At 43.0% G+C, this 12,428-nt stretch carries 10 protein-coding genes and 1 tRNA gene; 9 read left to right on the top strand and 2 right to left on the bottom strand.

Going from position 1 to position 12,428, the window contains the following annotated elements; genetic code table 11:
* Window positions 1–51: 51 nt before the first annotated feature.
* From mnmE to rsmG, 3 genes are read left to right on the top strand one after another with little or no spacing between them, the layout of a single operon-like run.
* On the top strand, window positions 52–1,422 hold the full coding sequence (gene mnmE / locus B5G11_RS14845) for a tRNA uridine-5-carboxymethylaminomethyl(34) synthesis GTPase MnmE (protein WP_087255259.1): 1,371 nt from the start codon (window positions 52–54) through the stop codon (window positions 1,420–1,422).
* Entirely contained in the window at window positions 1,388–3,289 is a 1,902-nt protein-coding gene (mnmG, locus tag B5G11_RS14840) for a tRNA uridine-5-carboxymethylaminomethyl(34) synthesis enzyme MnmG (RefSeq protein WP_087255204.1), read from the top strand. The genes mnmE and mnmG overlap by 35 nt, the downstream gene beginning before the upstream one ends.
* A gap of 18 nt (window positions 3,290–3,307) precedes the next feature.
* Complete coding sequence (gene rsmG / locus B5G11_RS14835; protein WP_087255201.1) at window positions 3,308–4,021, top strand: 16S rRNA (guanine(527)-N(7))-methyltransferase RsmG; 714 nt, start codon at window positions 3,308–3,310, stop codon at window positions 4,019–4,021.
* A gap of 42 nt (window positions 4,022–4,063) precedes the next feature.
* On the opposite strand, the gene B5G11_RS14830 is transcribed toward rsmG, so the two are convergent.
* The gene (locus B5G11_RS14830; RefSeq protein ID WP_087255198.1) at window positions 4,064–5,014 is read right to left on the bottom strand and encodes an alpha/beta fold hydrolase; all 951 of its coding nucleotides are present in this window, start codon (window positions 5,012–5,014) and stop codon (window positions 4,064–4,066) included.
* A gap of 499 nt (window positions 5,015–5,513) precedes the next feature.
* Between B5G11_RS14830 and B5G11_RS14825 the strand changes: the two genes are divergently transcribed.
* The 6 genes from B5G11_RS14825 to B5G11_RS14800 all read left to right on the top strand — a co-directional run bounded on the left by B5G11_RS14825 (window position 5,514) and on the right by B5G11_RS14800 (window position 10,034).
* Window positions 5,514–6,284 carry an AAA family ATPase gene (locus B5G11_RS14825; RefSeq protein ID WP_087166519.1) on the top strand — a complete coding sequence of 257 codons (771 nt, stop codon included), beginning with the start codon at window positions 5,514–5,516 and terminating at the stop codon, window positions 6,282–6,284.
* Complete coding sequence (locus tag B5G11_RS14820) at window positions 6,281–7,201, top strand: ParB/RepB/Spo0J family partition protein (protein WP_087255195.1); 921 nt, start codon at window positions 6,281–6,283, stop codon at window positions 7,199–7,201. Before B5G11_RS14825 ends, B5G11_RS14820 begins: the two co-directional genes overlap by 4 nt.
* 1 nt (window position 7,202) lies before the next feature.
* Complete coding sequence (locus tag B5G11_RS14815) at window positions 7,203–7,730, top strand: DUF4446 family protein (protein ID WP_087166521.1); 528 nt, start codon at window positions 7,203–7,205, stop codon at window positions 7,728–7,730.
* A gap of 17 nt (window positions 7,731–7,747) precedes the next feature.
* Window positions 7,748–9,028 (top strand): serine--tRNA ligase, encoded by a 1,281-nt coding sequence (serS, locus tag B5G11_RS14810; protein WP_087255192.1) that lies wholly within the window; start codon window positions 7,748–7,750, stop codon window positions 9,026–9,028.
* Entirely contained in the window at window positions 9,028–9,906 is an 879-nt protein-coding gene (locus B5G11_RS14805) for a DUF3881 family protein (RefSeq protein ID WP_087166523.1), read from the top strand. Before serS ends, B5G11_RS14805 begins: the two co-directional genes overlap by 1 nt.
* 54 nt (window positions 9,907–9,960) lie before the next feature.
* Window positions 9,961–10,034, top strand: a tRNA-Arg gene (locus tag B5G11_RS14800).
* Window positions 10,035–10,381: 347 nt separating this feature from the next.
* Here B5G11_RS14800 and B5G11_RS14795 read toward each other — a convergent pair.
* Entirely contained in the window at window positions 10,382–12,109 is a 1,728-nt protein-coding gene (locus B5G11_RS14795; protein ID WP_087255189.1) for an IS1634 family transposase, read from the bottom strand.
* Window positions 12,110–12,428 lie beyond the last annotated feature (319 nt).

Here is a 12,428-nt window from a genome sequence, read left to right as displayed (position 1 = left end):
GAAAATATTTCCAGTGCAGAATATGCAGGAACAAGAGAGGGTGCAGACATGATGAAAGTAACGGAGACAATCGCAGCGATCTCGACAGCCATGTCGGATTCCGGAATCGGAATTGTAAGGATCAGCGGACCGGATGCATTTGAAATTGCAGACAGGATTTATAAAGGGAAGAAAACACTTTCCTCGCAGCCATCTCATACCGTACATTATGGGTGGATCAAGGACGGGGAAAATACGATAGATGAAGTGCTGGTGATGCTTATGAGAGGACCGCACAGCTATACAGGAGAAGATACCGTGGAAATCGACTGCCACGGGGGAGTCTTTGTCGTCAGAAAAATACTGGAAACCGTACTGAAAAACGGCGCCAGAGCTGCTGAACCGGGTGAATTTACAAAGAGGGCTTTCCTGAATGGAAGGATGGATCTGTCGCAGGCAGAGGCGGTCATAGACGTCATTCATTCCCAAAATGAGTATGCCCTGAAGAATTCAGTCAGTCAGTTGAAAGGAAGCGTACAACGCAAAATCAGCGCCATGAGGGAAGAAATTCTGTATCATACAGCCTACATTGAGTCTGCCCTGGATGATCCGGAGCATATTTCTCTGGACGGATACGGAGATACCCTTGTGGAAAAAGTAGAGGAATTGTTGAAAGAACTGAAAAAACTGATCGATACTGCGGATAACGGCAGGATGATGCAGGAAGGAATCCGGACGGTGATCGTAGGAAAGCCAAATGCAGGGAAGTCCTCTCTTCTGAATGCGCTGGTAGGAGAAGAGCGGGCCATTGTGACGGAGATTGAGGGGACGACAAGGGATATTCTGGAAGAGCACATCCAGTTAAACGGAGTCAGCCTGAATATTATGGATACGGCCGGAATCCGAAAGACAGAAGATGTGGTGGAAAAAATCGGCGTCGACCGGGCGAAAAATCAGGCGGAAGATGCGGATTTGATTATTTTTGTAGTTGACTCATCGCGAAATCTGGATGAAAATGATTTTGAGATCATGGAGATGATCCAGGATAAGAACGTGATTGTTCTGTTGAATAAGTCGGATCTTGAGACAAAGGTGACAAAAGAAATGATCCAGGAACATCTGGATAAGCCGATGATTGAGATTTCAGCAAAGGAAGAAGAGGGAATCTACGAACTGGAACAGACCGTAAAGGAGATGTTTTTCCGGGGCGAGATTGCTTTTAATGATGAAGTCTATATTACGAATGTGAGACAGAAAGAGGCTCTGGAACAGGCCTTTACAAGCCTGAAACAGGTAAAACGAAGTATCGAAGACGGCATGCCGGAGGATTTTTATACGATTGATCTGATGGATGCATACGAAGCACTTGGAAGTATTACGGGAGAAACGATAGGAGAGGATCTGGTTAATGAAATATTCAGTAAATTCTGTATGGGAAAATAAAGACGTGTACGATGTTGCCGTAATCGGCGCCGGACATGCGGGCTGTGAGGCGGCCCTGGCGGCGGCAAGACTTGGGATGAGGACGATTGTCTTTACGGTCAGCATGGAAAGCGTGGCGATGATGCCGTGTAATCCGAATATCGGCGGAACATCAAAGGGGCATCTGGTAAAAGAGGTGGATGCTCTCGGCGGAGAGATGGGAAAGGTCATCGACCGCACATTTATTCAGTCAAAAATGCTGAATCGTTCCAAAGGGCCTGCGGTTCATTCATTGAGAGCGCAGGCGGATAAACAGGAGTACAGCAAGGCCATGCGTATGGTGCTGGAAAACCAACCGGGGCTGGACTTAAAGCAGGCGGAAGTGGTGGATATTCTAGTGGAAGACGGGAAAGTTACCGGAGTACAGATCATCTCCGGTGCCATATACCGCTGTAAGGCCGTAATCCTCTGTACAGGGACGTATTTGAAGGCGAGGTGTATTTATGGTGATGTCAGCATAGAAACCGGCCCAAACGGCCTTCAGGCGTCCACATACCTGTCTGACTGCATGAAGAAGCTTGGTGTATCAATGTACCGTTTTAAGACAGGAACTCCGGCGAGAATCGACCGCAGATCGATTGATTTTTCCAAGATGGAAGAGCAGAAGGGAGACGAAAGAATTACACCGTTTTCCTTTACAACAGATCCGGAATCGGTGCAGAGAGAGCAGATTTCCTGCTGGCTGACGTATACGAATGAAAAAACCCATGAAATCATCCGGAATAATCTGGACAGATCCCCTCTGTTTTCCGGCGCGATCGAGGGAACCGGACCGAGGTATTGTCCGTCTATCGAAGACAAGGTCGTAAAATTCGCAGATAAAAACAGGCATCAGGTATTCATCGAACCGGAGGGAGAATATACGAATGAGATGTATATCGGCGGAATGTCCAGTTCCCTCCCGGAGGATGTACAGTATGAGATGTACCGTTCTGTACCGGGGCTGGAGCATGCGAAGATTGTGAGAAATGCCTATGCGATTGAGTATGACTGTATCGATGCAAGACAGCTTTATCCGACGCTGGAATTTCGGAAGGTGGAAGGGCTCTACAGTGCCGGACAGTTTAACGGAAGCTCCGGATATGAGGAGGCTGCGGCACAGGGACTTGTAGCGGGCATCAATGCGGCGCAGAAGATCCTTGGCAGGGAACAGCTCATTCTGGACCGTTCCCAGGCTTATATCGGCGTTCTCATCGATGATCTGGTTACAAAAGAGAGCCATGAACCATACAGAATGATGACATCCAGGGCAGAATACCGCCTCCTGCTTCGCCAGGATAATGCGGACCAGAGACTGACGAAGATTGGATATGAAATCGGGCTGGTTTCAGAAGAACGGTATGAAAATCTCCTGGAAAAGGAAAAAATGATTACATCTGAGATAGAACGAGTAGAACATGTAAATGTAGGAACGAGTGAAAAAGTACAGAATCTGTTAATACAGTATGGAAGTACTCCGCTGAATTCCGGAGCAACCATTGCGGATCTGATCCGGAGACCGGAGCTTCATTACAATATTCTGGCTCCAATTGATGAAAACAGGCCGCAGATCCCGGAAGAAGTGGCAGAGCAGGTTGATATTAATATTAAATATGACGGATATATCAAGCGGCAGATGCGGCAGGTGGAACAGTTCAAGAAGATGGAGAAAAAGAAAATACCGGAGGATATTGATTATAACGATGTGAAAAGCCTTCGGATTGAGGCAGTGCAGAAGCTGAGCGCGCAGCGTCCGGTATCCATTGGACAGGCATCCAGAATATCCGGGGTTTCACCGGCAGATATTTCCGTACTGCTGGTCTATCTGGAGTCCATGAGACGGGCTTAACGGGAAAGGAGAAGAAGAGTGGATAAGGTGTTTGAAGCAAGATTAAAAGAGATCGGTCTTTCCCTGACGGACAGACAGTACGAACAGTTTGATCAGTATTATGATATTCTGGTGGAATGGAACAAGGTAATGAATCTCACCGGAATTACAGAATATGAGGAAGTGAATGAAAAGCATTTCCTGGACAGCCTTTCGATTGTCAAAAGCTGTGATATGACAAAGGTATCATCATTGATCGATGTGGGGACCGGAGCCGGATTTCCGGGAATTCCGCTTAAAATCGTCTTTCCGGAGATCAAAGTTGTGTTGCTGGATTCATTAAATAAAAGAATCCGTTTTCTGAATGAGGTAATTGCAAAGCTGGGACTTAACGGAATTGAAACGATCCATGGAAGAGCAGAAGATTTCGCTAAAAAGGCGGATTATAGAGAAAAGTTTGACCTTTGTGTATCGCGCGCAGTGGCAAATCTGGCCACTTTATCGGAATATTGCCTTCCTTATGTAAAAGTTGGCGGCTATTTTGTACCGTATAAGTCGGAAGAAGTGGATGAAGAAGTAGAACAGGCACGCAATGCGGCAAAAATTCTTGGAGGAACAATCGAAGAAGTGTATAAGTTCAAGCTGCAGGGAACCGAGATTGGCCGTTCATTCATTAAAATTAAGAAAATCAAATCTACGGCAAAGAGATATCCGAGAAAAGCAGGCCTGCCTGCAAAAGAGCCATTACAGTAATAAAAAAAATGAGTGTTTCACGTGAAACACTCATTTTTTTTGTTATTTTGGATCAAGAAGGATCTCAACCTGTTCGCAAAATTCTTCCGGTTTTTCAATGTGAGGATAGGCTTTTGTCTCTCCCATGGAGACAATTTCGATTGACGGAAGGTATTTTTGATACTGGGATGCGTTCTCATTAAAGAGAGGATTCTCAGCACCGGTAATAATAAAGATACTGTGTGTGATCCTTGAAAGGAATGGTGCAAGGTTCACATTCGTATAGTTTCCGCGGATGCTTGCAAACAGGTATCTGGAATGCATATGATCCAGATGAGCAGACTCATAATAGGTATTGACCATAAGCTCATCGATCTGAGCAGGATCAAAGAATGCTTCTTCCGATTTTGCGGCAATCCGTCTCCGGCAGAACAAGATATTATAAAGGAAAGTGCCAAGCAGTGGCATATTGATAAAGTGATATAATAATTTGCTGCGCTTGGAAGGTATTTTAGCCAACTCATGCAGGCTCTGCGGATTAACGAAGATCATTTTATCAATTAGTTCCTGGCTGGAGGTTGCTGTCATTGCTACAAGAGGAGCAGAAGCACCAGTGGCGATGACATCTACAGGTTCATGGACTACATGTTTGATAAAATCGGAAATCATCTGTACATACAGAAAATTGGTATAGGTCAGGTTTGGCTTATCTGACTGACCACATCCGAGAAGATCTACCGTATAAACAGTATGCTCCCTGGAAAGTAAAGGAACAATGTGAGACCACTCTATAGATGAGCTTGCCGGAGCAAGATCGTGGAGCAGCAGCAAAGGCTTCCCAGTGCCGCATTTTCTATAATGAATCTTCCCAAAACGCCATTCATAATCAGATTCATTCTCTTTGTGAAGCAGATTATGCAGTGTAGAGAGATGATGAATCGTTCTGTTTATAATATGTATTGTAGCTGCACATAAGGCAGTCAGGATAACAAAAGATCTTATTTTTTTCTTCATAAATTCGGCCAACTTTCATAGTTATTCTTATGATATATTATACTACATTGGATAGAGCAAGAAAAGAAGTGAATGTATGAAATTTTCGACACGATTCTTGTTTTGGTTATTGCTCATCGAGAATTCAAGGCGCAGTGGTTTGGTGCAAAAAGAAAATGTTTCACGTGAAACATCATGTGTTTGAGGGACAATTTTAGTTTGAAGACAAAGACCTGGTTTTGTTCAAAAATGTTCCACGTGAAACATTTTTGCCGAAATCGGAGCTGCACAGCTGAATTGACACGAGTTTCTTGATGTTCCACGTGAAACATTCTGCTGAAATTTGAGTTATGGAGCTGAATGAATACAAAATTTTTTTGTTTCACGTGGAATATTTCACCGAAATCTGAACCACATAGCTGAATCGTTACGAATTTTTCATGTTTCACATGAAACATTATATAGATTATAGAAATAAAAAATGTTATAATAAGGCTTATGAAAGAAAGGTGAAGTATAAATGGGTAGAATAATTGCGGTTGCCAATCAGAAAGGCGGCGTCGGCAAGACGACAACAGCTATTAATTTATCCTCGTGTCTGGCGGCAAAAGGACAGAAAGTATTGGCGATTGACATGGACCCGCAGGGAAATATGACCAGCGGGCTGGGGGTAGAGAAAGATCAGGTAGAAAATACAGTCTATGATCTGATCATTGGAAAAGCAGGAATTGAAGAGGTTCTGTGCAAAGAAGTGATTGAAAATCTGGACGTGCTTCCTACAAATATTGATTTGTCGGCCGCTGAAATCGAAATGATTGGAGTAGAAAACAAAGAATATATCCTCAGAGATGAGGTGGCAAAGATAAGAGAAAATTATGATTATGTGATTATCGACTGCCCTCCGTCTTTGAATATGTTGACAATCAATGCGATGACGACAGCTGACAGTGTACTGGTCCCGATTCAGTGTGAATACTATGCTCTGGAGGGATTAAGCCAGCTGATCCACACAATTGAACTTGTACAGGAAAGATTGAATGAGAATCTGAAGATGGAAGGCGTCGTGTTCACAATGTATGATGCGAGAACAAATCTTTCACTTCAGGTAGTGGAAAATGTAAAAGATAACCTGGAACAGACGATCTACAAGACCATCATTCCGAGAAATATCAGACTTGCTGAGGCGCCAAGCTATGGTATGCCGATTAATCTGTATGATCCAAAGTCAACCGGAGCAGAGAGTTATATGCTATTGGCAGATGAAGTGATTCATAAAGGAGAAGAAGAATGACAGCGAAAAGAAGTGGATTAGGAAAAGGACTTGGAAAGGGACTGGACAGTCTGATCCCGGATAACCGTTCGGCCAAAAAGAGTACGCCTGCAAAGGAAAAAACAGAAGAAGCGGTATCAACTGGAGAAAAACTGGTGAAAATCAATATGATTGAACCAAACAGAGAACAGCCGAGAAGAAATTTTGAGGAAGATTCCCTTCTGGAACTTGCAGAGTCGATCAAGCAGTTTGGAGTGCTGCAGCCGCTTCTTGTACAGAAAAAGGATGGATATTATGAAATTATCGCCGGAGAACGGAGATGGAGGGCAGCTAAGCTGGCCGGAGTCAAGGAAGTGCCAGTGATTATAAGAGAATATTCAAAACAGGAAGTCGTTGAGATTGCTCTGATAGAAAATATTCAGAGAGAAAACCTGAATCCAGTAGAAGAAGCACAGGCATATAAAAGACTGATGGAAGAGTTTTCCATGAAGCAGGATGAAATCGCGGAGCGTGTTGGAAAGAGCAGAACAGCAGTAACGAATTCGATCCGTCTCCTGAAGCTGGATGAAAGAGTACAGCAGATGCTGATTGACGATATGATTTCAAGTGGACATGCAAGGGCACTTCTTGCTTTGGAAGATAAGGAAGAACAATATGCGGCTGCAACTCAGGTTTTTGATGAAAAACTGAGTGTAAGAGAGACAGAAAAGCTGATCCGTGAATGGAATAAACCAAAACCGGAGAAAAAGAAAGTAAAAAAGGAAAATGATTTTATTTACCATGATCTGGAGGAAAAAATGAAAGGAATCATGGGAACGAAAGTCAGCGTCAACAGAAAGGCAAATGGCAAAGGAAAAATAGAAATAGAGTATTATTCTGACGAAGAACTGGAAAGACTGTTTGAGATGATCATGAGTATTAGAGAGGAAGTCAGATAAGATGCAGAGTAAAATTCTGGAATCGATAGGTATTGATCCGGCATATATTCTGATTGTCATGTTTCTGATTCTGATTATACTGGGAGCTTTTCTTGTGAGTCTCAACATGAAGTATAATCGACTGAAAAGAAGCTATTCCCGGTTTATGCGAGGAAGCGACGGGAAGACGCTGGAAGATAATATCCGGCGTCACCTGGAAGAAATGGAGAGGATTGAAGAACTTTCCGGACAGAATCAGATGGAACTGCGGTCATTAAAAGAAAAAATCAGTGGAAGTATTCAGAAAACGGGACTGGTGCAGTACGATGCTTTTAATGAAATGGGCGGGAAATTGAGCTTTGCGTTTACGATACTGGATGGAGAAGACAATGGCTGGATCTTAAATGCCATGCACAGCAGAGAAGGATGTTACATTTATATAAAAGAAATTGTGAACGGAGAATGTCACACAGAACTTGCCGAGGAAGAGGCGGAATCACTGGAACAGGCTATGTATGGTGATTCAGAGGAACTGGCAGGAATAGAATAAGGAAGGAAGAGTTTAAAATGTTAGATATTAAGTTTGTCAGAAGTAACCCGGATGTAGTAAAAGAAAATATCAAAAAGAAATTTCAGGATGAGAAACTGCCGCTGGTAGATGAAGTACTGGAACTTGACAAGAGAAACCGTGAAATCAAACAGGAAGTAGAAGCGCTGCGAGCAGATAAGAACAAAATTTCAAAACAAATCGGTGCCTGCATGGCTCAGGGAAAGAAAGAAGAAGCGGAAGAACTGAAAAAACAGGTGGAGGCAAATGCCGGAAGAACAGCTGAACTTTCTGCAGAAGAAAAGGAAGTAGAAGAGAAAATCAAAAAGATCATGATGGTGATTCCGAATATCATTGATCCGTCTGTACCAATCGGGAAAGATGACAGCGAAAATGTAGAGCTGGAACGCTTCGGAGAGCCGGTTGTTCCGGACTATGAGATCCCATATCATACAGAAATCATGGAAAAATTCAATGGAATCGATCTGGAAAGCGCCGGAAAAGTGGCAGGAAACGGTTTCTATTACCTGATGGGGGACATTGCAAGGCTTCACTCAGCGGTAATCTCTTATGCAAGAGATTTTATGATTAACCGCGGATTTACTTACTGTGTACCGCCGTTTATGATACGCAGCAATGTCGTGACCGGAGTAATGAGCTTCGCAGAAATGGATGCAATGATGTATAAGATTGAAGGAGAAGATCTGTACCTGATCGGAACAAGTGAACACTCCATGATTGGAAAATTCATTGATTCCATGCTTCCGGAGGAGACACTTCCGAGAACACTGACCAGTTATTCTCCATGCTTCAGAAAAGAAAAAGGGGCACACGGAATTGAAGAGCGTGGTGTATACAGAATACATCAGTTTGAAAAGCAGGAAATGATTGTTGTATGTAAACCGGAAGACAGTATGGAATGGTATGAAAAAATGTGGAAAAACACAGTAGATTTCTTCCGCACTCTGGATATCCCGGTACGTACACTGGAATGCTGCTCCGGAGATCTTGCGGATCTGAAAGTGAAGTCCTGCGATGTGGAAGCATGGTCTCCAAGACAGAAAAAATATTTTGAAGTAGGAAGCTGCTCCAACCTTGGAGACGCTCAGGCAAGACGTCTTGGAATCCGTGTAAAAGGACAGGACGGAAAGAAATATTTTGCACATACACTCAATAACACAGTAGTAGCGCCGCCAAGAATGCTGATCGCATTTCTGGAAAACAATCTTCAGGCAGATGGCTCTGTGAAGATTCCGGAAGCGCTTCAGCCTTACATGGGTGGAATGAAGGAAATCAGATAATGCATAAATATTCAAAAGCAATCGGGTTCGGAGGTGATATCTCCGGATCCATGATGAGAAAAGTGGAAGAGGAAGTCCGCAGAGAATTCACCTCCCATGAAAGAATGATACTGGATGAAGATACCGATTACTGTGAATTCCGAAAGATTCTTGGAGAGCGTCTGGAACTGGCCATGTACGGTGTAATGGATCTGGACGAAAACTTTGAAAAAGAATACAGCGTGCCTGTATTTCAAGGAAAAGGAATCACCACATACGCGGATGTTATTGTAGAGAAAAAGATTGACAAAGAGGCTTATATAGGCATCTGCGAGGATGCCAGAGTGGACATTTCCCTGATGTTTTATCTTCAGAATCCGATGGAGTATGTAAGAGAACTTCAGTCTGGAAATCTCAGCAAAAAGAAAACATCCGTGACGCTCGCGGGACTTGCATATGATGGTACTGTTCTGTTCCCTGTCACAAAAAATGAAAAGGACAAAAAGGAACAAAGAGAACAGTTCCGGGACAGGATGATGCTTGTAAGCGCCGCCAGAAAAGGCGATTCCGAGGCAATAGAGACACTGACACTCAAAGATATGGATACGTACCAGAAAGTGTCCAAAAGAGTGGTTACAGAGGATATTTTCAGTATTATAGACACGTATTTTATGCCGTACGGCGTAGAATGTGACCTGTATTCAATCATGGGTGAAATCCTGGATATGGATCTGGTTATCAATGAGGTGACAAGGGAAAAAATCATGATTCTCACACTGGATGTCAATGAAATGATTTTTGATGTCTGCATTCCGAAAGCCAATATACTGGGAGAACCGGCAGTGGGAAGAAGGTTCCGCACGAATATCTGGCTCCAGGGTAAAATTAATTTTTCATAAAAGCTTCACAACACCCCCGGGATATGGTATAATCAGGGGTGTTGTGACAATTATGTTTCCGTAGCTCAGCAGGATAGAGCGACCGCCTCCTAAGCGGTAGGTCGGGTGTTCGAATCACCTCGGGAACGGGTTTTAAAAGCAGGAATTATCAGCCGAAAAGGCGAAATAATCTCCTGCTTTTTACTTTGTCCTTTGTAGATTTAGGGAGGCAAAAAGCCTGCAACATGGTATAATTGCTTTATAGGGAAAGAGATAGTTGGTGTGCTGAATTGATTCGTTGAAATTCGAGAGGCAGGTATAGCTATGAGCAAAACAGAAAAAGAATTGGTAGTTATTGATGAAAAAGCCCAGGCACCAAACAGTGAAGTGGCACACTATAATCCTGTCTTTGACAGTTGACGGAAGAAAAAATCGCTGTATCCCTTGTGCTTACTGGGCTACAGCGATTTTTGCTGTTGTTTCGAACTATAGTAATTTATTCCTTCCCTTTACTTTTTTTCTGGATTGTTCTCATTTTACTTTTGGTTATGAATTGATAGTCCGTCCGGAAACCGCAGGCTTCATGAAGAGCATCCGTGATACTTTCCCGACGATACAGAGGGATGAAGCCCTGCTCTTGTATCCCGGCAAAGTTCATTGCTTTCAGTGTGTCCAGCAATTCTTCGCAGGTGTATTTTAAATCCAGTTTTTTCTCAAGGTAACGGTAGACGGTTAATCCAAGAAAACAGATCAGGAAATGGGCTTTGATCCTGTTTTCATCCCTTAAATAAACCGGTCTTGCAGTAAAATCCGTTTTCATGATCCGGAAGCATTCTTCGATCTTCCATCTGCCTTCACTTACTTTTAAGATATCATCGACCTCATCATCTAAAAGATCCGTGCATACTGCATAAAGCCCATCATACTGCGCCTCTTCTGCAATCTTATCCTCATCCAGATACTGTTTGATATCCGCAGCCTCCCCATCTTTTGTAACAGCCATCTTTCCAATGAAACGTGCCGGGTCATTCGGGTTCTTCCGGTTCTTTTTTGTTTTCCCCGAATCCAGCATTTTTTGTGCCCGCTCCACCTGTTTGTTACGGATGGATTTCTGATACAGGGCATACTTTGGGGAATAAGTTATGATTAAACGCTGGTGCAGCTTTTTTGTGGTATACGGTTCGTCCTTGTAATAAAGCCCTTTGTCATCTTCCGGCAGTTTCGTGATATCGACAGGCTTGTCATCGGAGACCCGTTTAAATCCCTGCGGGTCCAGCGCCCACTCTTTTTCTTCTTTCTTCAGCTTTTTGATCGACTGGGTTACGATATAAGCCCGCTCTCCCATATGGTTGTATTCCCGGATGGATTCTGAACCCAGTCCGGCATCGCTGCAGTAAATAAATTTCTGGCATCCGAAATCCCCAAGAACTTTCTTTTCTAACGGCTTCAAGGATGTCTGTTCGTTTGCATTTCCCGGGAAGAGAGAAAACGCAAGAGGAATCCCATCCCCGTCCATGAAAAGCCCCATTTGAATGATCGGATTCGGTCTGTGTTCTTTGCTTTTCCCGTACTTTTTGCTGCCATCTTCCTGTTCAATCTCGAAATAATAATTCGAGCAGTCATAATAAAGGATCTTATCATTCCTTTTCCCCATGAAATGGCTGTTTTTATAGACTTCTGCCTGGATCAGGTCGCATTCAGCACCGAGAACATCCAGGGCGCGGTATACATCATGAAGTTCATAGGAAGGTTTTTCTAAGAACTCCGATGCAGCTTTATAGGAAGAACGCTTGCTGCATGGATCCAGTATCCTTGCATAGATCAAGTCAGAAAGGATCGCGTTGATGTCATATTTAAATTTATATCTTTGTTTCAATTTCCGACAGATCTTATTCATCTGCATCTGATAATAGATGGACTGCAGGAAAAGGTATCCTCCACGGAAAAAGGTTTGTTTATGATAATCCAGCAAGCGGTCTGCATGAAAAGTGAGTTTTATCTGTTTTTCTTCTTTTTCCTGTTTATACTTTAAAGTTTCTATGCGTGCTTGTTCTCTTGCCCAGGCCATTACATCATCTCGTGTCGGACCGTGTTCTGGTAAAAGTTCTTTTAGAGTTCCCAGTTTCCTGACGATAACAGAAGTACTGACTCCTTTGTCATTAACATAGCCTTTTGAAATATAAAAAGATTCAGCGTTCTTGGATTTCGAGGTTACAACTCTCATAGAAAAAATACCCCCTTTTATATATTTTACAACACATTGCAATAAAATACAATATATAAAAACAGAAAAATTGACACAAAAAATGCAGGTTTTATGCGGCCTGCAAGTACTTTTTCTATTATTCAACTGTCAAACTCCCGGAATTATCAGCCGAAAAGGCGAAATAATCTCCTGTTTTTTATTTTGTCCTTTATAGATTTAGGCAAAAAGCCTGCAACATGGTATAATTGCTTTATAGGGAAAGAGATAGTTGGTGTGCTGAATTGATTCGTTGAAATTCGAGAGGCAGGTATAGCTATGAGCAAAACAGAAAAAGAAT

It is taken from the genome of Drancourtella sp. An57 (assembly GCF_002161525.1).
GTDB classification, from domain to species: Bacteria; Bacillota; Clostridia; order Lachnospirales; family Lachnospiraceae; genus Sellimonas; species Sellimonas catena.
Note: the sequence above shows the minus strand (reverse complement) of the source record. Positions and strands in the feature narration are given on the sequence as shown.